General features: G+C 36.8%; 28 protein-coding genes. 27 read left to right on the top strand and 1 reads right to left on the bottom strand.

The features are described 5' to 3' along the window. Positions 1–137: 137 nt before the first annotated feature. The 23 genes from NQ185_RS01130 to purU all read left to right on the top strand — a co-directional run bounded on the left by NQ185_RS01130 (position 138) and on the right by purU (position 20,076). Positions 138–338, top strand: coding sequence for a DUF2768 domain-containing protein (locus NQ185_RS01130; RefSeq protein ID WP_257579677.1), 201 nt, complete (start codon positions 138–140; stop codon positions 336–338). 58 nt (positions 339–396) lie between these two features. Then, positions 397–1,101 carry a YphF family lipoprotein gene (locus NQ185_RS01125; protein WP_257579676.1) on the top strand — a complete coding sequence of 235 codons (705 nt, stop codon included), beginning with the start codon at positions 397–399 and terminating at the stop codon, positions 1,099–1,101. Between the two features lie 156 nt (positions 1,102–1,257). Further along, positions 1,258–2,736 (top strand): stage IV sporulation protein A, encoded by a 1,479-nt coding sequence (gene spoIVA, locus NQ185_RS01120; protein WP_257579675.1) that lies wholly within the window; start codon positions 1,258–1,260, stop codon positions 2,734–2,736. Positions 2,737–3,037: 301 nt separating this feature from the next. Further along, positions 3,038–3,310, top strand: coding sequence for a non-specific DNA-binding protein Hbs (gene hbs, locus NQ185_RS01115; RefSeq protein ID WP_213127825.1), 273 nt, complete (start codon positions 3,038–3,040; stop codon positions 3,308–3,310). 1,048 nt (positions 3,311–4,358) lie between these two features. After that, on the top strand, positions 4,359–4,925 hold the full coding sequence (gene folE / locus NQ185_RS01110) for a GTP cyclohydrolase I FolE (RefSeq protein WP_257579674.1): 567 nt from the start codon (positions 4,359–4,361) through the stop codon (positions 4,923–4,925). Between the two features lie 20 nt (positions 4,926–4,945). Beyond that, on the top strand, positions 4,946–5,179 hold the full coding sequence (mtrB, locus tag NQ185_RS01105) for a trp RNA-binding attenuation protein MtrB (RefSeq protein WP_257579673.1): 234 nt from the start codon (positions 4,946–4,948) through the stop codon (positions 5,177–5,179). 102 nt (positions 5,180–5,281) lie between these two features. Next, a complete protein-coding gene (locus NQ185_RS01100; RefSeq protein WP_257579672.1) occupies positions 5,282–6,061 on the top strand; it encodes a heptaprenyl diphosphate synthase component 1 in 780 nt (259 codons plus the stop codon). Between the two features lie 5 nt (positions 6,062–6,066). After that, complete coding sequence (locus NQ185_RS01095; protein ID WP_257579671.1) at positions 6,067–6,771, top strand: demethylmenaquinone methyltransferase; 705 nt, start codon at positions 6,067–6,069, stop codon at positions 6,769–6,771. 18 nt (positions 6,772–6,789) lie between these two features. After that, positions 6,790–7,752 carry a heptaprenyl diphosphate synthase component II gene (gene hepT, locus NQ185_RS01090; protein ID WP_257579670.1) on the top strand — a complete coding sequence of 321 codons (963 nt, stop codon included), beginning with the start codon at positions 6,790–6,792 and terminating at the stop codon, positions 7,750–7,752. A 113-nt stretch (positions 7,753–7,865) separates the two neighbouring features. Then, positions 7,866–8,312 carry a nucleoside-diphosphate kinase gene (gene ndk, locus NQ185_RS01085; protein WP_257579669.1) on the top strand — a complete coding sequence of 149 codons (447 nt, stop codon included), beginning with the start codon at positions 7,866–7,868 and terminating at the stop codon, positions 8,310–8,312. Positions 8,313–8,422: 110 nt separating this feature from the next. Further along, the gene (locus tag NQ185_RS01080; RefSeq protein ID WP_257579668.1) at positions 8,423–9,205 is read left to right on the top strand and encodes a CheR family methyltransferase; all 783 of its coding nucleotides are present in this window, start codon (positions 8,423–8,425) and stop codon (positions 9,203–9,205) included. 978 nt (positions 9,206–10,183) lie between these two features. Further along, positions 10,184–11,275, top strand: coding sequence for a 3-dehydroquinate synthase (gene aroB, locus NQ185_RS01075; RefSeq protein ID WP_257579667.1), 1,092 nt, complete (start codon positions 10,184–10,186; stop codon positions 11,273–11,275). 81 nt (positions 11,276–11,356) lie between these two features. After that, positions 11,357–12,241, top strand: a complete 885-nt coding sequence (locus NQ185_RS01070; protein ID WP_257579666.1) for a hypothetical protein — start codon at positions 11,357–11,359, stop codon at positions 12,239–12,241. A gap of 23 nt (positions 12,242–12,264) precedes the next feature. Next, positions 12,265–13,524, top strand: coding sequence for a tetratricopeptide repeat protein (locus tag NQ185_RS01065; protein ID WP_257579665.1), 1,260 nt, complete (start codon positions 12,265–12,267; stop codon positions 13,522–13,524). 28 nt (positions 13,525–13,552) lie between these two features. Beyond that, entirely contained in the window at positions 13,553–14,098 is a 546-nt protein-coding gene (locus tag NQ185_RS01060) for a ReoY family proteolytic degradation factor (RefSeq protein ID WP_257579664.1), read from the top strand. A 118-nt stretch (positions 14,099–14,216) separates the two neighbouring features. Further along, complete coding sequence (locus NQ185_RS01055; RefSeq protein ID WP_257579663.1) at positions 14,217–14,681, top strand: YpiF family protein; 465 nt, start codon at positions 14,217–14,219, stop codon at positions 14,679–14,681. A 144-nt stretch (positions 14,682–14,825) separates the two neighbouring features. Continuing rightward, positions 14,826–15,335, top strand: a complete 510-nt coding sequence (locus tag NQ185_RS01050; RefSeq protein WP_257579662.1) for a QcrA and Rieske domain-containing protein — start codon at positions 14,826–14,828, stop codon at positions 15,333–15,335. Between the two features lie 17 nt (positions 15,336–15,352). Beyond that, complete coding sequence (gene qcrB / locus NQ185_RS01045; protein ID WP_213127838.1) at positions 15,353–16,027, top strand: menaquinol-cytochrome c reductase cytochrome b subunit; 675 nt, start codon at positions 15,353–15,355, stop codon at positions 16,025–16,027. A 30-nt stretch (positions 16,028–16,057) separates the two neighbouring features. Further along, entirely contained in the window at positions 16,058–16,825 is a 768-nt protein-coding gene (locus NQ185_RS01040) for a menaquinol-cytochrome c reductase cytochrome b/c subunit (RefSeq protein WP_257579661.1), read from the top strand. A 61-nt stretch (positions 16,826–16,886) separates the two neighbouring features. Then, positions 16,887–17,498: a lipoprotein heptaprenylglyceryl N-acetyltransferase LhaT gene (lhaT, locus tag NQ185_RS01035; protein ID WP_257579660.1), complete on the top strand. Its 612-nt coding sequence runs from the start codon at positions 16,887–16,889 to the stop codon at positions 17,496–17,498. 63 nt (positions 17,499–17,561) lie between these two features. After that, positions 17,562–18,350 carry a sporulation protein YpjB gene (ypjB, locus tag NQ185_RS01030; protein WP_257579659.1) on the top strand — a complete coding sequence of 263 codons (789 nt, stop codon included), beginning with the start codon at positions 17,562–17,564 and terminating at the stop codon, positions 18,348–18,350. A gap of 57 nt (positions 18,351–18,407) precedes the next feature. Further along, a complete protein-coding gene (locus NQ185_RS01025; protein ID WP_257579658.1) occupies positions 18,408–19,091 on the top strand; it encodes a zinc metallopeptidase in 684 nt (227 codons plus the stop codon). A 94-nt stretch (positions 19,092–19,185) separates the two neighbouring features. Next, on the top strand, positions 19,186–20,076 hold the full coding sequence (gene purU, locus NQ185_RS01020; protein WP_257579657.1) for a formyltetrahydrofolate deformylase: 891 nt from the start codon (positions 19,186–19,188) through the stop codon (positions 20,074–20,076). Positions 20,077–20,111: 35 nt separating this feature from the next. Here purU and NQ185_RS01015 read toward each other — a convergent pair whose 3' ends face one another. Then, entirely contained in the window at positions 20,112–20,987 is an 876-nt protein-coding gene (locus NQ185_RS01015) for a YitT family protein (protein WP_257579656.1), read from the bottom strand. A gap of 149 nt (positions 20,988–21,136) precedes the next feature. Here NQ185_RS01015 and NQ185_RS01010 point away from each other — a divergent pair, with 149 nt between their 5' ends. The 4 genes from NQ185_RS01010 to bshA all read left to right on the top strand — a co-directional run bounded on the left by NQ185_RS01010 (position 21,137) and on the right by bshA (position 24,227). Further along, entirely contained in the window at positions 21,137–21,475 is a 339-nt protein-coding gene (locus NQ185_RS01010; protein WP_257579655.1) for a nucleotide pyrophosphohydrolase, read from the top strand. Between the two features lie 4 nt (positions 21,476–21,479). Beyond that, the gene (gene dapB / locus NQ185_RS01005) at positions 21,480–22,280 is read left to right on the top strand and encodes a 4-hydroxy-tetrahydrodipicolinate reductase (protein WP_257580034.1); all 801 of its coding nucleotides are present in this window, start codon (positions 21,480–21,482) and stop codon (positions 22,278–22,280) included. Positions 22,281–22,371: 91 nt separating this feature from the next. Next, positions 22,372–23,088 (top strand): bacillithiol biosynthesis deacetylase BshB1, encoded by a 717-nt coding sequence (gene bshB1 / locus NQ185_RS01000; RefSeq protein WP_257579654.1) that lies wholly within the window; start codon positions 22,372–22,374, stop codon positions 23,086–23,088. Continuing rightward, positions 23,085–24,227 carry an N-acetyl-alpha-D-glucosaminyl L-malate synthase BshA gene (bshA, locus tag NQ185_RS00995; protein WP_257579653.1) on the top strand — a complete coding sequence of 381 codons (1,143 nt, stop codon included), beginning with the start codon at positions 23,085–23,087 and terminating at the stop codon, positions 24,225–24,227. The genes bshB1 and bshA overlap by 4 nt, the downstream gene beginning before the upstream one ends.

Raw genomic sequence — 24,227 nt, 5'->3', positions numbered from 1 at the left:
GTCATCTATGAAGCAAAGGGGCAACCGTTGCTTCATCTTTTTTTTGTTGCTGATTTTGTAACGTAATTTAAACTTTTAATAAATTGACCATGATATAATATCATGTAACTTGTCATTTAAGTAGTGGAGGAGTCAATATGTCACCATCAATGCAAAAAATGTGGATATCTATCATAGGGATGTTTCTACTGGCTTTAGCAATGTTTACAATTTACATCAGTCGTTATAAATTGAATAATAAATTATTAAAAATAGTCACTTCTATCACAGCATGGCTGTTTATGATCATTGGTGGGATTATTATGCTTTTCGTTGTTCTAACGGGTCCAACCAGCTGAGTTTCATACGCTCAAGAAGCGATCAACATGATAGATGCTGAAGGGATGAAGCAATAAAATGAGATTTAAACTGAATATAGCAATAATACTTGCCACAATTTTATTAAGTGGATGTCTATACCCTCAAGAAAAAAGAGTAGAGAATCAAATACCTTATGAAGATCAAATAAAGGCTGTACAGACAGCTGTGGATCAATATAGCGATACGAGCGACGGACTTTTGCCAATCAAAACCCGTGAAAATGATACTCCTATTTACATAAAATATCCGATTGAATTTTCAAAACTGGCCCCCCGGTTTTTAGCATCTCCCCCTGGAAATGCATATGAAAGTGGGGGTGTATTTCAATATGTTTTAATAGACGTTGAAACAAAACCAACAGTAAAGGTGTTTGATTTACGCATCGCGGAAAAAATAAGGGAAGTGAAATTGAGAATTAAAACTCAAGGATATCCACCATTTAAAGAGGCAATAGCTAGTCATATTTATACGTTGGATTATAAAAAGCTAGGCTATAAAAGCGAACCTTATATCATTTCACCTTTTACAAATCATAATTTGCCTCTAGTGATTAATTTAGACGGTGAGATATTTGTTGATTATATAAGTGACCTATATCAGACTTTAAAAGAAAGTGGGAAATCTTATAAGCAAGGTGAGGATATTACAAGCATTCTCACAGACAATTCATCATTCGTTCCTGCCTATTCACTTTCGTATACAGTAGATGAAAACAATGAACCGATTTACATGGAAAAATAGGAATAATCCTTCTTTCACTCAATATAATGTGGAAGAAGGATTTTTTATTTACTTCTTAAAATGGTCATATAAGAATCGGACAACATCGTAAACATCTATTGTCCAATCGTTTATAGGATGTTAAGTCCCTTGAACTCAATGATAGGAGGGAACCTCTTGGAAAAGGTGGACATTTTTAAAGATATTGCAGAAAGAACAGGCGGAGATATTTATTTAGGCGTAGTAGGAGCTGTTCGAACAGGTAAATCCACATTTATTAAAAAGTTTATGGAACTGGCTGTACTTCCGAACATCAAGAGTGAAGCAGATAGAGCACGAGCGCAAGATGAACTTCCTCAAAGTGCCGCAGGCAGAACGATCATGACGACGGAACCTAAATTTGTGCCTAATCAAGCTGTAGCGGTTCAAGTGGATGAAGGACTTGAAGTGAATGTGAGGCTTGTTGATTGTGTCGGCTATACTGTACCAGGTGCAAAAGGATATGAGGATGAAAATGGCCCGCGAATGATTCATACACCATGGTATGATGAACCAATTTCCTTTCACGAAGCAGCAGAAATTGGAACGAGAAAGGTTATTCAAGAGCATTCGGTGCTTGGAGTGGTCATTACTACGGATGGAACAATTGGAGAAATACCACGCATAGACTATGTTGACGCTGAGGAGCGAGTAATAGAAGAATTACAAGAAGTTGGAAAACCATTTATTATGGTTATAAACTCTTCACGTCCGCATCATGCAGAGACAGAAAACTTGCGCAAGCAACTTGAAGCAAAATATGATATCCCAGTGCTTGCCATGTCCGTTGAGAGTATGAGAGAAACAGATGTGATGAGTGTACTTCGTGAAGCTTTATATGAATTCCCTGTATTAGAAGTAAATGTGAACTTGCCTAGCTGGGTAATGGTATTAAAGGAGAATCACTGGCTCCGCAATAACTATCAAGAGGCTGTTAAGGAAACAGTTAAAGATATTAAGAGATTACGAGATGTAGATAGAGTCGTTCAGCAGTTTTATGAGTTTGACTTTATCGAAAATGCTGGTTTGGCAGGGGTAGATATGGGGCAAGGAATTGCAGAAATTGATTTATTTGCTCCAGATGATTTATATGATAATGTACTCAAGGAAGTCGTAGGAGTTGAAGTCCGCGGTAAAGACCACCTTCTTGAACTCATGCAGGATTTCGCGGATGCAAAGAGAGAGTATGATCAAGTATCCGATGCACTTGCAATGGTTAGGCAAACGGGATATGGAATTGCAGCACCTTCTCTGGCTGATATGAGTCTCGATGAGCCTGAAATTATTAGGCAAGGAGCACGATTTGGTGTCAGATTAAAAGCAATGGCACCATCCATTCATATGATAAAAGTGGATGTCGAATCAGAATTTGCACCGATCATTGGAACCGAAAAACAAAGTGAGGAGCTTGTCCGCTATCTCATGCAGGATTTTGAGGACGATCCTCTATCAATCTGGAATTCAGATATTTTTGGCAGAAGCTTGAGCTCCTTAGTGAGAGAGGGCATCCAAGCAAAAATAGCCATGATGCCAGAAAACGCAAGATACAAACTAAAAGAAACACTTGAAAGAATAATTAATGAAGGTTCCGGAGGATTAATAGCAATCATTCTTTAAAAGATGGTATGTTAATTGCAGCTTCCGGAGTATGGATTAATGAAACAAATTTAACAGATAATAGAAAAAAAGATGCCGAATGCGACGATATTCGGCATCTTTTCCATATTTTACGCCTTTTATTCTTGCTAACATAAAATATATATGATAATCTTTTAAACAGAATTGCTGATAAATCCCTTATTTAGCAGTAATCCAAACGGTTTCTAACATTTTTATGTTTAGAAATCTTAAAAATTGTTCACAAATGTAATAGCAGTTGCGGAACAAGATCTCTCTTTATTGGGAGGAGGTGAATGGTATGAACAAAACTGAACTAATTAATTCTGTTGCTGAATCAGCAGAACTTTCTAAAAAGGATGCTACTAAAGCTGTTGATGCTGTTTTCCAATCCATCCAAAATGCTTTGGCTAACGGTGATAAAGTAGCTTTAATCGGTTTTGGTAACTTTGAAGTTCGTGAGCGTGCTGCTCGTAAAGGACGCAATCCTCAAACTGGTCAAGAAATCGAAATCGCTGCAAGCAAAGTTCCAGCGTTCAAACCAGGTAAAGCGCTTAAAGATGCAGTTAAATAATTACATACATTCTTTAGCGTAACAAATGGAACTGCCTTATTATTACGGCAGTTCCTTTTTAATTTTTAAAGCATTTATGCTAAGATGGGAATACAAAAGAATCTAGGGTTCAAATGTAGAATCTCGGAATAACAAGGCTACAGAAAAGAAGTCCTTAAACGTGGTTGTTGATTTGCGCTCCAGGCGCTACGCTTTCCGCGGGCGGTACGGGAAGCCTCCTCGGCGCAAGCGCCTGTGGGGTCTCCCCTGTTCCGTATTCCCGCGACGGACAGGACGTCCTAGTGTCGGCGATGGCCGCAGGACGTGGCCGTCTTTAGCCGACCAGGAGTCTACGCGCCTTCCGCTCCAATCAACAGCTTTGAAAATCAATATCGATTTCTAACTTAGAAAAAAACAGGATTCCAGGTTTGCATTATGCTTACAATACTAAGGATTAGCCATGATGTTTTTATGGAATTTCTAAAAAAGTTCATCAATACGGAAACTACATATTTGTCATTTCATTTTCAAAAAATGCATATCAAACTAAGCTTTGCTAAAAGTTAAGTGTTTTTTCGAAAATAGCAGAGGAAATTCTTTGTTAAATAAAAACTTAAGCCTTTCATGGAAGTCGTATGAAAAGGAAAAGATTTGAGAACAAGGTAGGAACAGTATAGTCTCCCTACATTGAATAAAGGAATATCCCAGTTGATCTACGTTCCAGGTGGCGACTCCTGGGGATCAGCGTGACAGGTGAGACCCCGCAAGGCGCGAAGCGTCTGAGGAGGCTCATGGAAATGCGTAGGCGCCTTGACCAGCCCCGACAAGCATAAGACAGATTACGTAGTGGCTTGCCTTTTAGCCACGTAGTAATATGACTTATGACCCCGAAGGGCTTGGCGCTGCAGCTAGACAAACCGCACGCCCCCCCGGAAAGCGTCCGCCTGGAACGGAAATCAACGGTAGTAGGCAGACGCGTTGTATGTAGATTATTTTCAGTACAAGAAAACCTTGTACCATTTGACTCGATGAATATTGAGAGTCAAAAAATAGTGTAGGAGGAACGGTCATGGCTGAAGTAAATCGATCGCAAATTGAAGATGCGGTTCGAATGATAATAGAAGCAATAGGTGAAGATCCAAATAGGGAAGGTTTAATAGATACTCCAAAACGTGTAGCAAAAATGTATGAGGAAGTTTTTTCTGGTTTAGGAAAAAACCCGGAAGAATATTTTGATACCATTTTTGGTGAAGATCATGAAGAACTTGTTCTTGTTAAAGATATCCCTTTTTTTTCAATGTGTGAACATCATTTAGTACCCTTTTTTGGTAAAGCCCATGTGGCTTATATACCTCAAAATGGAAGGGTCGCCGGTTTAAGTAAACTTGCAAGAGCTGTAGAAACAGTGGCGGCCAGACCGCAATTACAGGAACGGATTACATCCACAATAGCAGATGTTATGATGAAAAAACTCGAACCACAAGGCGTTATGGTTGTTTTAGAGGCTGAACATATGTGTATGACAATGAGGGGAGTAAAAAAACCAGGTGCGAAAACTGTGACATCCGCGGTTAGGGGAATACTGGCCACTGATGGTCAAGCACGGGCGGAAGTACTATCCTTAATAAAATATTAACATTTTTATGAGGTGAGAACATGAGTAATGGGCGCGGGCAATCGGATTTCATAATTATTAAAGCATTAGAAGATGGAGTAAATGTCATTGGCTTAACGAGAGGTTCGGATACTAAATTCCATCATGCAGAAAAGTTAGACGCAGGTGAAGTCCTGGTGGCCCAATTTACGGAGCATACTTCAGCAATCAAAATTAGAGGGAATGCAAACATTGTTACCTCATTTGGGGAAATAGATAGTGAAAATAATAAATAACCAATAAACCACAAAATCGCAATTAGCTATTTCAATATGTTATAATTATAGGGCATGTATAAGAACGGGCTTTTATTTGTAGATAGAAACGAGGATTTTGTTATGGCTGTCTGTAATTATGAACAGCAAGTGAATTCAATAAAAGATAAGTTGCAGCAAAAATGCTTTCATCCTTTTTTACATAAACATATTGAACCGCCTGCCTTTGATGTAGATCAAATTCTTCTAATGACTTACTCTTTACAGGATCTAAGCTTATCAATGGAAGAGCGTGAAGCGTATATCATGGCAACTATGCTTGCAAACTTAGCACTAGAAACCCATGAAAATGTATCAGATCCCAAAATATCATTGAAAGCACGCCAACTTACTGTATTGGCCGGAGATTACTATAGTGGCATGTATTATAGTTTATTATCCGAATATCGGAATATTGAACTGATAAAATCTCTTGCACTTGCAATCAAAACAATTAATGAACATAAAATTAATATCATTCACTTTACAGATGACAGTATTGATTCATATCTTGAGAGTGTAAAAAAGATAGAATCAGGACTTTTGGAACAATTTTGCATTCATTTTCAAATACCTTTAAAATATATTAACTTTTTCACGGAATTTTTATTTTTTAAAAAAATTGGTGAAGAATTAAAAATGTCAATTAATGGGAAATTTTCCGTTTTTATAAATGGAATAAAAAAATTCTATTTGAGAAATAACACGGAACTGTCTTCTGAAGATGAAAAAAAAATAATAACAAATATAATGAATGAGTCAAAGAGTAAACTTGATGGCATGGTAAAAGAATTGCATGTATTGCCATCAAACATGTACTTGCGGCTGAATGAATTGGCTGGTTCTTTAACTGGAGGATGTTGACAAAGATGCAATCAAAAGAGGAACGAGTACATAGCGTATTTGAAAAAATACATCAAAATTATGATAAAATGAATTCGATTATCAGCTTTCAGCAACATATAAAGTGGCGAAAAGAGACAATGAAAAAGATGAATGTCCCTGAAGGTGTTCATGCCCTTGATCTTTGTTGTGGAACTGGAGATTGGACAATTGCACTTGCACGTGCTGTAGGCAGCACCGGCAAAGTAATTGGCTTAGATTTTAGCCACAATATGCTGCAAGTAGCTAAAGAAAAAAAAGAAAAGGAACAATTAGATCATATAGAGCTTATTCAAGGTAATGCGATGGAACTTCCATTTGAGGATAATTCATTTGACTACGTTACAATTGGTTTTGGTTTGCGTAATGTCCCGGACTATATGCAAGTATTGAAAGAAATGAACAGAGTGTTAAAGCCTGGTGGAATGGCTGTATGCCTTGAAACATCCCAACCGACTCTCCCCGTTTATAGACAAGCTTATTATTTGTATTTCCGCTATATCATGCCCTTATTTGGAAAATTAGTTGCCAAAAGCTTTAAAGAATATTCTTGGTTACAAGAATCAGCCCGTGACTTTCCGGGTATGGAGGAGCTAGCCCAAATGTTCTGGAGAGCTGGATTTGTCGACGTTATATACAAATCCTATAATGGTGGTGTTGCAGCGGCTCATATTGGAATGAAACAGAAATAAAGCCTAGGTGGAAATGAAATGAAACTAACATTACTTAATTCGACCTTAAAAGCTGACTTCGACATCATCGAAACAGAAATGGAATTAGCCATTCAATCAGACATGGGACTACTCCAAAAAGCGTCAGGACAGCTTCTAAAAGCAGGGGGGAAACGAATTAGACCTGTTTTTGTCCTGCTAGCAGCAAAATTTGGTACGTATAATATACATACAATTAAAAACACTGCAGTTGCTTTAGAGCTTATTCATATGGCCTCATTAGTCCATGACGATGTAATTGATGATGCCGAGCTTAGAAGAGGACAACCAACAATCAACTATACATGGAATGATCGTATTGCGATGTATACTGGTGATTATATATTGGCTCGTTCTCTTGAATATATGACAAATATTCCTCATTCAATGGCCCATCAAATACTCTCAAACGCGATTATTGAGGTTTGTATGGGGGAAATTGATCAAATAAAAGATAAATATCGTTTCAATCAAAATTTAAGAGACTATTTACGACGCATTAAAAGAAAAACCGCTTTACTAATTGCCGTAAGCTGTGAACTAGGAGCAATTACTGCTGGTGCCGATGAAAAGACTCATAGAAAGTTATATAGATTTGGTTATTTTATCGGGATGTCTTATCAAATTATAGATGATATTCTCGATTTTACTGGTTCAGAAAAAGAACTAGGGAAACCTGCTGGAGAAGATTTGCGTCAAGGAAATATTACATTGCCAGTCCTATATGCAATGCAAGACGATAGCTTGAAAGTTGATATATTGAATGTTAATGAACATACAAATAAAGAAGACATGATTGGTATTATATCTGCCATTAAAAATTCGGGAGCAATAGAAAAGGCTCATTCAGTAAGCAGGATGTATCTAAAAAAAGCTATCAATGTTTTAGACGAACTTCCGCCTATAAAAGCTAAAAAAACACTTCGAGACATTGCTTTCTACATAGGAAAAAGAAAATATTAAAAGTCAAGTAGATCGTGATAGAACATGGATTAATTTGCTAATGAACGGAAAAAATGGTATTATTTTCATGGGATTTCGAGCTTTTTCCCGAGATAATCGCAGGAGTGATAACAATGGAAAAAACTTTTCTAATGGTAAAACCTGATGGGGTTCAAAGAGGATTAATTGGCGAAATCGTATCGCGTTTTGAAAAAAAAGGCTTTCAGCTTGTTGGGTCTAAATTGATGACGATTTCAAAAGAACTGGCTGAAAAACATTATGGTGAACATAAAGAGCGTCCTTTTTTTGGCGGTTTAGTAGAATTTATTACATCAGGACCTGTCTTTGCAATGGTTTGGCAAGGTGAGAATGTTATACATACAGCACGTCAAATGATGGGTACAACAAATCCAAAAGATGCTGCACAAGGAACAATTCGCGGAGATTTTGGGTTAACTGTTGGTAAAAATATTATTCACGGATCTGATTCAACCGAAAGTGCAGAAAGAGAAATATCTTTGTTTTTTAAAGAGGAAGAACTTAACGAATACTCTAAGCTTATTAACAGCTGGATATATTAATACTACCTAAACCACCTAGAACGGAATACTAGGTGGTTTTTTAATCTCAATCTATGGCTTTTTGCGTTATAATAATATGGAGTATAAAGAGAAAGTGATGGGGTATTCCGATGGGGCAAGATTATCATCAATTTATTTTACAAATTAAGCAAAAAACAGGAATCGATTTATCATTATATAAAGAAGCGCAAATGAAAAGAAGACTTACATCCCTCTATCAAAAAAAAGGATTTTCTTCTTTTAAAGAGTTTTATGCAGGAATTTTATCTGATTCACAAATAATGAACGAATTTCTTGATAGAATGACGATTAATGTGACGGAGTTTTTTCGTAATCATAAGCGTTGGGAAGTATTGGAACAAAGAATCCTGCCGCGGCTTTTAGCAAAAAAGAAAAAACTTAAGATTTGGAGTGCTGCTTCTTCTACTGGAGAAGAACCGTATACAATTTCCATGATATTATCGAGATACATGCCACCTAGCCAAATTTCTATATTGGCAACGGATATAGATGAGCAGGTACTGGCGGCGGCTAAAGCAGGAATGTATTCTGAACGATCATTAGCCGCTATTCCTTCCACTTTACTAGCTAAATTTTTTCAAAAAGAAGGAAATATTTATAAAATCAACGAAGAAATAAAAAAGACGGTTGATTTTAGAAAGTTAAACTTGCTTGGAGATCCTTTTGGCAAAAATTTTGATTTAATAGTTTGTCGAAATGTATTAATCTATTTTACAGAGGAAGCAAAAGAAGACTTGTACAATAAGTTTTCGAAATCATTAGCAGAAGATGGAGTACTATTTGTCGGGAGTACTGAACAAATATTTAATCCAAGTCAATATGATTTAGAAGTAGAAGATACATTTTTTTATCGAAAAGTTAATATTCTGTAGATTCTTCAGTATTTTTCGAGGCTTATATCTTATGAACTCTCTTTGCAAACATTATTGCTTTACCAAGGTTGTGAGTGATTGATTTCCGCTACAGTTGCTCGCGGACCTTAGGGGCGGGCGGTGACCCTCCTCGGTGTTAACGTCCGTGGGGTCTCACCTATCCTGCTGATCCCGCGACGGACTGGACGTCCTAGTGTTGGTGTTGGCCCAAGGACGTGGTCTTTTTAGCCGACCAGGAGTCTCGCACTTTCGCTACAAATCAACTTTCAGACCGATTTTGTTTTAAATGCGATCATTCCTTTTATAAAGGGCTCTGCTATTATTTATTGTTGATTTCGTGCAGGTAAGAGAATAAATAGGCGGAGAATTTCCGGTTAATGTATATGAGGGAGCTTAAGAAGCAAAAATAGTCGGAAATATTCCGGTTAACTGCTCTAAATATAACAAAATCTAGAAATTTGAACCATATAAACGGAAAATCCCCCCTTATTACTAAGGAAATATGGGTATTTCCCAAAATAAACGGAATTTTTCCGATTATTTTTCAAACGTCTTGAAATCAACATACAGTTATAAAAGATCCTAAAAAAAGATTAAGCCCATTAAAGAGACATTTTTTAAGAAGGATAATTATTCTTTTTTATGAGTTAAAACATCATCTTAGTTGATCTTCGTTCCAGGCGGCGACTCCTGGGGGATTAGCGTGAAAGGTGAGACCCCGCAGGGCGCGAAGCGACTGAGGAGGCTCATAGAAATGCGTAAGCGCCTTGACCAGCCCCGACTAGCATAAGGCGGATTACGCAGTGGCTTGCTTTTTAGCCACGTAGTAATATGACTTATGACCTCGAGGGGCTAGGCGCTGCAGCTAGACAAACCGCACGCCCCCCGGAACGCGCGTCCGCCTGGAACGGAAATCAACGGTGCAGACGGAACCATCGAACGTTTCTACTGATAAAAAAATGGCTAGGAGGAGAAACATTGAAAATTGACATTCAAACACCATCAAAATCTTATCCAGTTTACATAGGTACCAATGTATTAGAATCATTAACAGCACATTTGCAAACCATTCAATATACAAAACTTCTTATTATTACGGATGAAACTGTCAGTCAATTGCATTTGGAAGAAATAATAAATGCAATTCCGCCATCATACGAGTTTTTTACCTATATTGTTCCTTCCGGAGAAAAGGCAAAACAATTTACGATTTATGAATCTTGTCTATCTTACGCGCTTGAACAAGGACTAGACAGGAAGTCTTGCATTATAGCATTAGGCGGTGGTGCTGTTGGTGATTTAGCCGGCTTTGTCGCAGCAACCTATATGAGGGGAATTCCATTTATGCAGGTTCCGACAACAATTTTAGCCCACGATAGCGCGGTAGGAGGGAAAACAGGAATCAATCATCCACTTGGAAAGAATATGATTGGTTCTTTTCATCAGCCGGACGCCGTCATATATCATACAGAATTTCTAAGAACTCTCCCGCAATCGGAAATCCGTTCAGGTTTTGCAGAAGCAGTCAAGCACGCATTAATTGCGGATTCATCATTACTTGAATTTTTAATGTCGAATGTTTCCGATTTAAATACAATTAAGGATGATCATCTTATTTACTTCTTAAAAAGAGGAATTGAAATAAAAGCCGATGTAGTTTCAAAGGATGAAAGGGAAACGGGAATTCGCGCTTTCTTAAATTTCGGTCATACATTAGGCCATGTAATAGAATCATCAGCTGGATACGGAAAAATATCACATGGTGAAGCAGTTATGACCGGAATGATATATGCCTTATACTTAAGCAAGGAAATATTAGATCTAGATTTTAATATTCGCGATTTTGAATTATGGATTAAAGATCTTGGATACAGCTTAGAAATTCCGATTGATCTTGAATTTGATAAAGCATTCACTGGTATGACAAGAGACAAAAAGTCATTCTCCAATAAACCAAGATTCGTGTTATTGGAAAGCATCGGTCAACCTGTAGTAATAGAGCTTAGTAAGGAAATATTGGAAAAGGTTTATGTAACTTTTCTTTCATCTACACAATTAAAAAGAAAATAAGAGAGTAGCAACAGAAATATTTCATGTTTCCTACCTTTTTTACATAGATTGTTTTAAAAGGTTTACGAAAGGTAGGTAAACATGGACTATATTATTGAAAATGCAATGTCAGTAGAAGAAGGACATAGAACGAAAGTTTCGATGCTAGTAAGAGATTGTGAAATACGTTATTTTGGTTCAAAATCTCTGAATCATTCATTGCTTAAGATGGACGCAAGATCGTTTATTATTACCCCTTCTTTTATTTATTTTGCTCCCAATATACCTGACCAATCATTTGAAGAATTTAAATTTTATATTTCCGATCAATTCCTCAAAAAAGGATGCGGAACTCTCATTACTCATTTTGAAATATCTCGACTTAAAGATTTTGATAAAATGCTTATTAATAAGCGAATATCGCTTCTTAATAGCCCTATTGACTTTCTGCTTGGTGTAAGGGTTCAAGCTGCAATTCTCAATCCCTCACTGATCATTAAGTGTAAGCAAATGAAAATCCCACTCATTTTCGTAGAAATTAATCGTATAAGTGAGTTGGAAAAAATTCCTTGGGGGTGGATAAAAGATGCATCCTTTCCGTATAATCCTATCTTTATTCCAACATTTCCTCCATCCATGAAAACATACCGCCGAAAATTAATGTCTCAAAAATGGAACAGCATCCTACAAACGGAAAAACTTCCTCACTTATCACAGCCGCTTCAGCCGAATATTCCTTTAAAAATAGAAATAATAAAAAAAATTGGTTTGTATCCTAAAAAAGGGATTTTGAAAGTAGGCGGCGAAATAAGTTATAATCTATTTTTACAAACAAACGAATTTGATCATGTATCAAAGGACATTAAAGAATGTGAACCATCCATAGCCGTACAAAAAGGGAAATTTACCTTTATAAATGAAACTCCGATATTTCGTCCAGGAGCTGGTGATGAAATCACAATTAATAAGACATCACTTTTTGTTTGAAACACATGGAAAGGAACTGTTAAATGAATAACGCCGAACTAATGCTTAAATACATCGAAGAGCAAAATTTATTAGAAGCTGAAAAACAATTTAAGAAGGTGAAAATCAGCGGGACTGATGATGAAAAGTTTATGCTTGCTCAAAGTTTGTCTCAGTATGGATATTTGGAAGAAGCGAAAGAATTATATGAAATATTACTCCGTTTTTATCCAGATGAAGGGGAATTGAAATTAAGTTTGGCTGAGCTATTAATTGAAATGGGACAGGATGATGAAGCTTTTCAATACTTAGAAGCGATCTCCGAAGATGATCCCAATTATCCAGCTTCTTTACTTGTGGAGGCGGATTTATATGAGATGCAAGGACTATATGAAGTCAGTGAAATTAAATTACTTAAAGTTAAGGAATTATCGAATGAACCAGTTATTGACTACGCTCTTGGAGAGCTTTATATGACACAAGGAAGATTTTTGGAAGCAGCTAGATCCTTTAGTCAATTACTTGATGCAAATGTAAAGGAAATTGCTGGGGTAGACATTAACAGTAGGATGGCTGAAGCCTTAAGTGCTGGTGGAGCATTTGAAGAATCACTAACATATTATAAAAAATCACTTGAAAACAAAAAGGATATTGACCAGTTGTTCGGCTATGGGTTAACGGCTTATCAATCCGGTCAATACATAGTGGCGATAAAAGCCTTTAAGCAATTACGTGAAATAGATCCCCATTATCATTCATTATACTTATATTTAGCAAATAGTCTTGAACATGAAGGAGAAATGGACGAGGCTTTGGAAGTAGCCGAAGCAGGTCTTACAGTAGATGAGTATAATAAGGATTTACATTATTTTGCAGGCAAGCTATCTCTAAATATGGGGGATGAAAATAAGGCGGAACATTTTTTCAGGCAAGCACTTGTTTTGGATCCTGAATATACGGAGGCAGCAATATCCTTAAATAGGTTGCTGATTAGTCAAGAAAGATATGAATCTGTTTTGGAAATTACGGAAATGTTTTTTGAGGGCGGGGGCGGGGATCCTCAATTTCATTGGGATGCTGCCATTAGTTATCAGCATACCGAACAATATAGTGAGGCATTAAATGAATATGAACTTGCATATAATGATTTTAAAAATAACCAAGATTTTTTAGTTGATTACGGATATTTTTTAATGGAAGAAGGTAATAGAAAGGCTGCAATCGAAATTTTTTCAATGCTCGCCTCGATTGATCCTGCAAATGAGGAATGGATTTCTTTGTTAGAAAGATTGGATGAATATTAAGATAACTTTTGCAGAGGAGGGAAATAAAATGGAGACCCCTGTATCTGTCAACGAGAAGAAAGAGTTTATACGCTGGTTTCTAAATCGTTATCAATTAAAGAGAAGGGAATCTGTCTGGATCCTTAATTATTTAATGAGCCATGATCAACTTATGGAAAAGGTTCACTTTGTGGAAGATGCTCAATGCTGTCCAAGAGGTTTAATTATGTCCACCCATTGCACAAGAGAAGTTCCGTTTCGATTTTACAAGGAAAATATAATGACAACAGATGCTGAAAAATCATTTCATGATATTCGCTTGAATCGTGAGGAGGATATTTATATTCAAATAAACTTTAGAGCTTCAAATCTTTCGCATCAATATGCTGCTGTTCTTGAAGATAATCCTTTTGTCCAAAATAAAGTGTATTTAAGTGAGAAAGATAAAATGTATGCGGAACAAATACTAGAAGAAAGTATTAAAATGTTTCATGAAGAAACATTATTAAAATCCATTGATCAAGCTCTTGAAAGACGAGACCATAAGGAGTTTATCAAACTGGCAAAGCAATTAAACGATTTAAGAAAAACATAAAATCCTTCCTCAATTTTTAGGGAGGACTTTTTCTTTTTTTTAAAAAGTATTTTTTGCATGCTTTTTTAATGATGAATGATAGAATATCAATTAGAACATATTAGTAAAAGAGGTGTAAATGTTGAATTGGTCTGCGAAAGATATCACTTTGTTTAATGCTGAAAGAGAATATATCGATACGGCTGTTATCCCATTAATGCCTGTAGCACTAGATGACGGTATTAAACGTGCAGCAGAGCAAGGGGAATTTATTCAACTATTATCAATCCATTTGGAAAGGCAATTTAAAGGAAGAATACTTGTTTTACCGCCATTTACATATTTGAAGGGGCCCGATAATAAGGGTGATGAACTAGTTGATTGGTCAAACAAAGCAAAAGAAGCAGGATTTTCTCATGTATTTTATTTAACTTCCGATCCGAAGTGGAAGTCATTAAATAAAGATTTTCCAGGAACATTGATTTATATTCCGTCCATACCTCTTGAGAATATGGATGAACATTACAAGCATTCAGTTATGGATAATCAACTTAAAACCCTTATTGAAGATATAATCAAAGCGTGGCAGACGGGAAATGATTAACCAATTCGCCACATAGTTGACAATGTTTAGCTTTCAATATTATTGACCAAGGCGCGTTATTGATATATCATAATTATGTCCTAGTTTGTATAATGTGCATAAATTGTCCGATGGACTTACCTTACTGACAGAGGGGGGAAAAGGATGAGCAAAAATCCTGTAACAAGACGTCAATTTTTAAGCTACACACTTACTGGAGTAGGTGGGTTTATGGCTGCTGGAATGTTGATGCCAATGCTTCGTTTCGCTGTAGATCCTATGTTGAAAGCGCAAGCTAGTGGTGATTTTAAAATGACGGATAAAAAGGTTGCCGATATTACGGCAGATCCAGTCCGTGTTGATTTTAAATACGAACAGCAAGATGCATGGTACACTTCTGAAGTAACACAAACGGCTTGGGTTTACAAAGATGATGCTGGAGAGATTGTAGCTCTTTCACCAGTATGTAAACACTTAGGCTGTACTGTAAGTTGGGAAGGAAGCGAAAAACATCCAAACATGTTCTTCTGTCCTTGCCATATGGGTCTTTATACGAAAGATGGCAAAAATGTACCTGGCACTCCGCCTAGGGGACCATTGGATGCTTATCCGACGCAAGAAAAAGACGGCTTTTTAATGCTTGGAACACCTGTAGCAAATCCATTCGTAAGATAGTAAAGGAGGCATTAATCTTGCTTAACAAAATGTACGATTGGATTGACGAGCGTATGGATATTACGCCGATATGGAGAGACATCGCAGACCATGAAGTGCCTGAGCACGTAAACCCTGCCCATCACTTTTCTGCGTTTGTATACTGTTTTGGCGGATTAACCTTTTTTATTACTGTAATCCAAATACTGTCGGGAATGTTTTTAACAATGTATTATGTACCCGACATTAAAAACGCTTGGGAATCCGTATATTATCTTCAAAATCAAGTTGCTTTCGGGCAAATTGTCCGTGGTATGCACCATTGGGGTGCAAGTTTAGTTATTGTTATGATGTTTTTACATACACTTCGTGTGTTTTTCCAAGGAGCATATAAAAAGCCACGTGAACTCAACTGGATTGTTGGAGTACTTATCTTTTTTGTTATGCTGGCTCTTGGGCTTACAGGCTATTTACTCCCTTGGGACATGAAGGCATTGTTTGCAACAAAGGTTACACTTGAAATTGTTGAATCTGTGCCGCTTATAGGGATTCATGCGAAAACATTGATTGCGGGAGATCCAACGATTGTAGGTGCGCAAACTTTAACCCGTTTCTTCGCTATTCATGTGTTTTTCCTACCTGCAGCACTGATGGCATTAATGGGTGCTCACTTTATCATGATCCGGAGACAAGGGATTTCTGGACCATTGTAAAATTAGTTTAGTAAAAAAGGAGGGGACACAATGCATCGTGGAAAAGGAATGAAATTCGTTGGCGATTCACGTGTATCCGCTGAACGAAAACCCAATATACCTAAAGATTATTCCGAATATCCCGGTAAAACAGAAGCATTTTGGCCTGACTTTCTTTTAAAAGAATGGCTTGTTGGCGCTGTTTTCCTAATTGGATTTTTATGTTTAACTGTTGCACATCCTAGTCCGCTAGAACGTATTGCGGATCCTACTGATACAGGATATATTCCGCTGCCTGATTGGTATTTCTTATTTCTTTATCAATTATTGAAATACACATATGCTTCAGGTCCATATAATATTCTTGGAACAGTTGTTATCCCAGGTCTAGCATTTGGTGGGTTAATGCTCGCTCCATTTATTGATCGGGGTCCTGAACGCCGCGCATCAAAACGACCTTTTGCAACTGGCTTCATGCTTCTTGCTTTCGCTGCGATTTTTTACTTGACTTGGCAGGCTGTGGACATGCACGATTGGGCTGCAGCAGAACAACAAGGTAAAATCACTGACGTTGTTGAGGTGGATAAGGACGTAGAAGGTTATGAAATTTATAAAGCAAGCTGTATAGGTTGTCACGGCGAAAACCTTGAAGGTAAATCTGGAGTAGGTGCCGCTTTAGTAGGTTCTGGTCATACTGCAGAAGAAATTAAAGATATCGCCATAAACGGTTTTAAAAATATGCCCGCGGGTATGTTTAAAGGATCTGATGAAGAATTGGATAAACTTGCTGACTATATTGCAGAATATTCAAAAAAATAATAAGTTTATCTTAAGCCGGCTAATTGCCGGCTTTTCCACATTATAGGGAAGGCAGAGACCGATGAATTTAATATATACATATTTGGCAGATCGCCGTTTTTTATGGCTGTTATTAATCATTAATACAGCAGGTACATTATATGGGTATTATTGGTACGAAAGTCAAATAGCGCAGACACGAACTATATACATACCTTTTGTTCCCGATAGCCCTACGGCTAGTCTATTTTTTGTGTTTGTCCTTGCGGCGTTTTTACTGCGAACGAACTGGCCATTATTTGAAGCGCTTGCAATCATTACTTTATTTAAATACGGTATATGGGCTGTAGCCATGAATTTATTGTCACTAGCTGTAATGGGTGAATTGCCATGGCAAGGGTATATGTTAATATGTTCGCATGGCGCAATGGCGATTCAAGGGATTTTATATGCCCCTTTTTATAAAATGAAATTATGGCATGTTCTTGTTGCGGTTGTTTGGACATTGCACAATGACGTAATTGATTATGTATTTATGCAATATCCTAAATATCCGGGACTTGAGATTTATGTTCAAGAAATTGGTTACTTCACATTTTGGCTCAGCATCATCGGAGCTGCAATTGCATTGTATTATGCGCGCAGATGTAAACAAGGAAGACAACTTCAGTTATATGGACCTAGAAATATGTAATAGCTAGGTCTATTCTTGTCCCATTTCACATACATTTTATCAGTAGTATGGGGAGGGACAAGTATGAAGGCGAAATCTATTATCCTTCTAGTGCTTTGCATATTGTTTTCGGGATTTTCTGTACAAGCAGAATCAAAATCCTCTATGACTGAATTAGATCAGCTTGCTGATGAAGCTTTACAGTTGACACGTTTTGGCCGCTTTGAAGAAGCAAAAAAAATAGTAGAAAGATTTGGATTGCTGTTTTCCGAAAAAGGGGTATTGGAACGGCAATTTACGATGGACGAACTTAGAGTTGTAACAGCAGCTCACCATGAAGCATTAAAAGCATTAACAAGCATCGATTTAAATGAAAACGATAGAGTGAAGAAAGTAACAGCATTTCGATTAGCGACTGATGCAATTATTTCAAAGTATCAGCCATTGTGGTCTGAGATGGAACGACCAATTATGAATGCTTTTGAAGATGTGAAAAGTGCTGCATTAGAAGGAGACGAAAATCTCTATAACTCTCAACTAAATGAGTTTTTATCAACCTATTCCGTTATTCAACCAAGTATTAAAATCGATGTTTCAGTCGAGAAGGTCCAGAAGCTAGATTCTAGAATTGCCTTTGTTGATAAATATCGTACATCGTTTTCAGAGCAAAAATGGATGAAGGAATTGGAAGGTCTTGAGGCTGATTTAAAAAAACTGTTTTCTGATGTAAATAAAGATGATACAGATCCTTCCATTTGGTGGGTCATGATTATGACCGGCGGTATCATCATTTCAACATTGTCATACGTTAGTTGGCGGAAGTACCGAGGTCAAAAAATGCTAAAACAAAAACGAAAAGATCCAAATGATTGACCAAATTCTTACCATCCAATAAAATAGAATATAAACAACAAGATATGGGGGTTTAAAATGGGCGGATATTTAATTTATTTGGCAATTATTATCATAATCCCAATATGGGCTCAAATGAAAGTGAAAAGTGCATATACGAAATACTCAAAAATACCAACTTCAGCTGGTATGAGCGGTGCAGAAGTAGCTCGTAGAATATTAGATGCAAATGGATTAAGTAATGTTGCTGTTAGGGAAACACAAGGGGTTTTAAGTGATCATTATAACCCTTTAAATAAGACTGTTTTTCTATCATCGTCTAATTATCATCAACATTCAGTCGCAGGTGCAGCAGTAGCAGCTCATGAAGTTGGACACGCGATCCAAGATAAGGAAGGATATGCTGCTTTGCGTTTCCGTCATGCCTTAGTTCCAGTCGTAAATATAACTTCAAAATTTGCTTGGATCTTCATAATGATCGGAATCCTTGTTACAGCTATGCCTAACTTTTTACTAATTGGTATTATATTGATGGCTGCAGGAGTAGTTTTCCAAATTGTTACGTTGCCTGTTGAGTTTAATGCTTCTTCAAGAGCAATGGATCAAATTGTTTCACTCGGACTTATTAGCAATGCTGAAGAACGGGATGCACGAAAGGTATTAAGTGCAGCAGCTATGACATATGTAGCAGCGGCGGCCGTTGCAGTACTTGAATTGGTAAGGTTGATATTAATCTTTACAAATATTACTAGAAATGACTAATGAACCAATACCCGGTCTTCACCGGGTTTTATTTTTTTGCAAATTTTGCTAAAAGAAAGTAAAATAGCTAAAAACATTAAAGAGGGAAATATGGATGACAAATAAAGTATTGAATCATTATCGTGAACAAAATTTGGACCGTGCTAGGCTCCTTATAAAATGCCCCGATCAACCGGGGATTGTATCCGCAGTTTCAACTTTTCTAATGAATAATGGTGCAAATATTATAGAATCCAGCCAGTATTCAGCAGATCCAGAAGGCGGAAATTTTTTTATAAGAATGGAGTTCAGTTGCCCTGAATTACATAAAAGACGAAATGAAATTGAACAATCATTTAGAGAGATTGCAACAACATTTAAAATGGATTTTGAATTTTGCTACGTAAGTGATATTAAAAAGACGGCTATTTTTGTCTCAAAGGAATTACATTGTTTAATGGAACTTCTTTGGGAATGGCAAAATGGTGATCTAATGATGGATATCGGATGTATCATTAGTAATTACGAGGATTCTAGCCATTTAGCTGAGTCACTTGGCATTCCATTCTATTACATACCAGCAAATAAAGATATAAGAAAGCAAGTGGAAGAGAAGCAACTGACAATACTAAAAGAACATGATATTGAGCTAATTATTTTAGCGCGGTATATGCAAATCTTGACTCCTGATTTTGTTTCTTATTATCCGAATCAAATTATTAATATTCATCATTCTTTTCTACCTGCTTTTATTGGTGCAAGGCCTTACGAGCGGGCATATAATCGAGGTGTGAAATTAATAGGCGCTACTTCTCACTATGTAACTAACGATCTTGATGAGGGTCCTATTATTGAACAAGGTGTTGAAAGAGTAAACCATCGTGATCAAGTGGAAGATATGAAAAGAATCGGAAGAAATATTGAAAGAAGCGTTTTAGCAAGGGCGGTAAAATGGCATCTACAAGACCGTGTCATTGTCGATGGGAATAAAACGATTGTATTTTAAATATAAAAAAGCCTTTCCTAGAGAGGAAAGGCGATTTATACGTCATAAGGCCTTTTATTTTCGTCTAATGTAAATCCTTCTCCCATCACATCGTGAACGACAGTTACGGAGACAAAAGCTTGAGGGTCGATGGCATTTATTATTCTTTTTAAGTTAACAATTTCGTTTCTGGCTACAACACAGTAAAGGATTTCTTTATTTTGTTTTGTAAATGATCCATAGCCACGTAAAACCGTTACTCCTCTACCCATTTGCATTAAAATTTCATCAGCGATTTTATCATGCTGCATTTCGGAGATAATCATGGCTCCCCTCGCTGCATATGATCCTTCCTGCATGAAATCAATGACTCTCGCACCTACAAAAACGGCTACGAGTGTATACATAGCTTGCACATGGTTTAAATACGTTAAAAGGGAGACGGTGATGACGACTGCATCAAACATAAACATTGTTCTACCCATACTGAATCCTTTATATTTAAGGAGTAGACGAGCGATAATATCGACTCCGCCTGTCGTCCCTCCGTATCGAAACGTAATGCCGAGCCCAATTCCGATGAAAACTCCGGCAAATAAAGCGGCCAAAAACAGATCGCCATTCAAAGGTATGTTTATTTGATATTTTTGGAAAATAAATAAGAATAATGATACAGCTAGCGTTCCAATAATCGTATATACAAAAGATCTGTTACCTAGTAGCTTCCAGCCAACAAAGAAGAGAGGAACGTTCAATAGGAGGTTTGAAATGGAAGGATTTACATTAAATACGAAATAAAGCAATAATGTGATCCCTGTAAATCCGCCCTCTGCCAAATTATTTTGCATATTAAAGTGAACAATCCCGAAAGAAAAGATGGCCGCACCTAGGAGAATGAAGAAAACATTTTTTAATCTGATTCCAACTCTCATGATATCGCCTCCGATTAAATGTCATGTTGGATACGAAGCTAATTCATTATAACCAATCTTTGACAAGGTGTACAAAAATACTACACTAAGCGATTTTATTTGAATATAAAAAAGGTATTAGCTAACATAATGGTGAAAGGTGATACACGATGGAAGAACAAAAGACTTTAAGGAAAATGCAAGAAGAAGTAGACTCATACATTAGTCAGTTTAAAGAGGGGTATTTTAGCCCCCTTGCAATGCTTGCTAGGCTGACGGAAGAACTCGGAGAACTAGCGAGAGAGCTCAATCATCATTATGGAGAAAAACCTAAAAAAACATCGGAAGAAGAAAAAGCAATTTCGGAAGAAGCAGGGGATATGCTGTTCGTGTTAATTTGCTTGGCAAATTCATTAAATATTGATTTGCAAGAAGCACACGATCAAGTAATGAATAAATTTAATACTCGAGATAAAGACAGATGGACGAGGAAAAGTGAGGATGAATAATATGGTGAATCCTATAAAAATAGTAGTGGCAGGACCTCGAGGTAGAATGGGTAAAGAGGCAGTCAAATTAGTAACTGACACTCCTGAATTTGAATTAGTTGCTGTTTTAGATAGGAAAAATAATGGAATGCTGCTCTCTGAGCTAGAAGGTTTTTCCAATCTAGATGTCAAAATCTATACAGATGTAGAAGAGTGTTTTCAAAATGTGGAAGCTGATGTTTTAATAGACTTGACCGTACCTGAAACTGGGTATTTACATACTAAAACGGCATTGTTACATGGCGTACGCTCGGTAGTTGGGACTACAGGATTTACAAATGAAGAGATATCTGAATTAAGAAAATTAGCTGAAGAAAAAGACATTGGCTGTATTATCGCGCCTAACTTCGCTATTGGTGCAATCTTAATGATGAAATTTTCACAAATGGCGGCTAAATATTTCAATAATGTTGAAATTATCGAACTTCATCACGATCAAAAACTAGATGCTCCATCAGGTACAGCCTTAAAAACGGCTCAAATGATTACAGAAAATCGCGAAATACAAAAACAAGGGCATCCAAATGAAAAAGAAACAATTCAAGGTGCAAGGGGAGCAGACTATGATGGCATGCATATTCATAGTGTACGATTACCGGGACTAGTTGCCCATCAACAAGTTTTATTTGGTGCACCTGGAGAAACATTAACGATTCGTCATGATTCGTATAACCGTGCTTCTTTTATGACAGGTGTCAAAATGTCGGTAGAAACGGTAATGGGATTGAACACACTAGTCTATGGACTAGAGCATATTTTATTTTAGAATAAAATACTTTAGGACTGTTTTCGTCATATAAAATGATTTGAAAACAGTCTTAAGTGTGAATCGTAATATATATAAAGGGGCGGCTTTTATGGATCACCAATCTGTAGATATTCTTGCTTTTGGAGCTCATGCAGATGATGTAGAAATTGGAATGGCTGGTTCACTTACAAAGTGGGCGGCAGAAGGAAAGAAAATTGTTATTTGTGATTTAACTGAAGCCGATTTATCGTCTAATGGTAATGTGGAGTCTAGAAGAATAGAGGCAAATACTGCTGCACGCTTACTTGAAGTGATAGAACGTGTTAATCTTTATTTATCTGATCGAGGATTGTTTTTAACTGACGACCATATAAGAAAAATATCAAATGTGATTAGAAAATATAGGCCAAAAGTTATTTTTGCACCTTATCATAACGATCGCCACCCGGATCACGGGAACTGTTACCATCTAGTGAAAGAGGCTTTTTTTTCTGCAGGTATTCGAAAATATGAAGTAGAGGACAAGCTTCCACCTCATAAAGCATTATATTTATACCAATACATGATCAATGGCTTTACTCCTCCTGACTTCGTAGTCGATATAACCGACTATATTGACAAAAAAGTGAATGCACTTCAGGCTTATGAATCTCAATTTTTTATGAATGAAAGTGGAGTTCAAACACCCTTAACTGAAGGATATATAGAAAGTGTGACAGCAAGGGATCAATTATTCGGAAAAGAAGTCGGTGTCAGGTTTGCGGAAGGATTTCTTTCTAGTAAACCATTATTACTAAATAAAAATTTGTTTGGAGAAGACCTATGAAATTAAAAATAGGAATTACGTGTTATCCTACCGTCGGCGGTTCAGGTGTTATAGCAACAGAGCTTGGAAAAATGTTAGCAGAAAAGGGTCATCAAATTCATTTTATAACTTCAAATTTACCTTTTCGACTTGATGTTCTACATCATAATATATATTTTCATCAAGTTAGTGTAAATCAATATTCAGTTTTTCAATATCCCCCATATGATATTGCCTTAGCAAGTAAAATGGCGGAAGTTATAAAAAGAGAGCAACTTGATATTTTACATGTTCACTATGCTATCCCGCATGCAGTATGTGCAATATTAGCAAAGCAAATGGCAGGCACGGATGTGAAAATTGTCACTACCTTACATGGAACGGATATTACGGTTTTAGGTTATGACGCTACACTTGCAGAAGCAATCAAATTTGGTATCGAAAAATCAGATTCTGTTACAGCCGTATCAAACGCACTAAAATTACAGACAAACGAAGTCGTTGGTGCCGAAAAAGATATAAATGTTATTCATAATTTTATTGATGAAAGAGTTTATAGAAAAGTAAATGCTGATCATTTAAGAAAGGCTTATAAAATAAAAGCAGATGAAAAAGTGATCATTCATGTTTCAAACTTTAGAAAGGTGAAGAGAGTACGTGATGTCGTTGCTTCCTTTGCAAAAATTTCAAAAGAAATTCCGGCAAAGCTTCTTCTTGTTGGGGATGGTCCTGAAAACACTAGAATATGTAAGCTTGTAAAGGATTTAGATATTGAAGATAAGGTGCTATTTCTTGGTAGACAAGATCATTTAGAGGAATTGTATTCAATCAGCGATTTAATGCTATTGCTTTCCGAGAAAGAAAGCTTTGGTCTCGTTGCTTTAGAGGCTATGGCGTGTGGCGTTCCGTGTATCGGTACGAATGTTGGAGGTATTCCTGAAGTTATTATGGACGGCTACAATGGATTTATTTGTGAACTAGCTAACTTAGATGAAATTAGTAATAAGGCACTTAGGCTTTTGCAAAATGAGTCATTACTTGAGGAATTTTCGTATAATGCAACTTTGACACCTTTGGAACGTTTTCAATCAAATCTGATTGTAGAAAAATATGAGAAACTATATGAATCATTAATGCAAAGTGTCGGACAAGGATGGTAG

Origin of the sequence: Lederbergia panacisoli (assembly GCF_024626525.1) — a bacterium.
Classification (GTDB): Bacteria; Bacillota; Bacilli; order Bacillales; family Bacillaceae_C; genus Lederbergia; species Lederbergia panacisoli.
The sequence above is the reverse complement of the archived record's forward strand: the minus strand, read 5'-3'. Positions and strand labels throughout refer to the sequence as shown.

Excerpts from the sequence above, each read along its gene's own strand:
- NQ185_RS01130 (WP_257579677.1), top strand. The coding sequence starts at position 138 with ATGTCACCATCAATGCAAAAAATGTGGATATCTATCATAGGGATGTTT.
- NQ185_RS01125 (WP_257579676.1), top strand. The coding sequence starts at position 397 with ATGAGATTTAAACTGAATATAGCAATAATACTTGCCACAATTTTATTA.
- hbs (WP_213127825.1), top strand. The coding sequence starts at position 3,038 with ATGAACAAAACTGAACTAATTAATTCTGTTGCTGAATCAGCAGAACTT.
- folE (WP_257579674.1), top strand. The coding sequence starts at position 4,359 with ATGGCTGAAGTAAATCGATCGCAAATTGAAGATGCGGTTCGAATGATA.
- mtrB (WP_257579673.1), top strand. The coding sequence starts at position 4,946 with ATGAGTAATGGGCGCGGGCAATCGGATTTCATAATTATTAAAGCATTA.
- NQ185_RS01100 (WP_257579672.1), top strand. The coding sequence starts at position 5,282 with ATGGCTGTCTGTAATTATGAACAGCAAGTGAATTCAATAAAAGATAAG.
- NQ185_RS01095 (WP_257579671.1), top strand. The coding sequence starts at position 6,067 with ATGCAATCAAAAGAGGAACGAGTACATAGCGTATTTGAAAAAATACAT.
- hepT (WP_257579670.1), top strand. The coding sequence starts at position 6,790 with ATGAAACTAACATTACTTAATTCGACCTTAAAAGCTGACTTCGACATC.
- ndk (WP_257579669.1), top strand. The coding sequence starts at position 7,866 with ATGGAAAAAACTTTTCTAATGGTAAAACCTGATGGGGTTCAAAGAGGA.
- NQ185_RS01080 (WP_257579668.1), top strand. The coding sequence starts at position 8,423 with ATGGGGCAAGATTATCATCAATTTATTTTACAAATTAAGCAAAAAACA.
- NQ185_RS01070 (WP_257579666.1), top strand. The coding sequence starts at position 11,357 with ATGGACTATATTATTGAAAATGCAATGTCAGTAGAAGAAGGACATAGA.
- NQ185_RS01065 (WP_257579665.1), top strand. The coding sequence starts at position 12,265 with ATGAATAACGCCGAACTAATGCTTAAATACATCGAAGAGCAAAATTTA.
- NQ185_RS01060 (WP_257579664.1), top strand. The coding sequence starts at position 13,553 with ATGGAGACCCCTGTATCTGTCAACGAGAAGAAAGAGTTTATACGCTGG.
- NQ185_RS01055 (WP_257579663.1), top strand. The coding sequence starts at position 14,217 with ATGTTGAATTGGTCTGCGAAAGATATCACTTTGTTTAATGCTGAAAGA.
- NQ185_RS01050 (WP_257579662.1), top strand. The coding sequence starts at position 14,826 with ATGAGCAAAAATCCTGTAACAAGACGTCAATTTTTAAGCTACACACTT.
- NQ185_RS01040 (WP_257579661.1), top strand. The coding sequence starts at position 16,058 with ATGCATCGTGGAAAAGGAATGAAATTCGTTGGCGATTCACGTGTATCC.
- lhaT (WP_257579660.1), top strand. The coding sequence starts at position 16,887 with ATGAATTTAATATATACATATTTGGCAGATCGCCGTTTTTTATGGCTG.
- ypjB (WP_257579659.1), top strand. The coding sequence starts at position 17,562 with ATGAAGGCGAAATCTATTATCCTTCTAGTGCTTTGCATATTGTTTTCG.
- NQ185_RS01025 (WP_257579658.1), top strand. The coding sequence starts at position 18,408 with ATGGGCGGATATTTAATTTATTTGGCAATTATTATCATAATCCCAATA.
- purU (WP_257579657.1), top strand. The coding sequence starts at position 19,186 with ATGACAAATAAAGTATTGAATCATTATCGTGAACAAAATTTGGACCGT.
- NQ185_RS01015 (WP_257579656.1), bottom strand. The coding sequence starts at position 20,987 with ATGAGAGTTGGAATCAGATTAAAAAATGTTTTCTTCATTCTCCTAGGT.
- NQ185_RS01010 (WP_257579655.1), top strand. The coding sequence starts at position 21,137 with ATGGAAGAACAAAAGACTTTAAGGAAAATGCAAGAAGAAGTAGACTCA.
- bshB1 (WP_257579654.1), top strand. The coding sequence starts at position 22,372 with ATGGATCACCAATCTGTAGATATTCTTGCTTTTGGAGCTCATGCAGAT.
- bshA (WP_257579653.1), top strand. The coding sequence starts at position 23,085 with ATGAAATTAAAAATAGGAATTACGTGTTATCCTACCGTCGGCGGTTCA.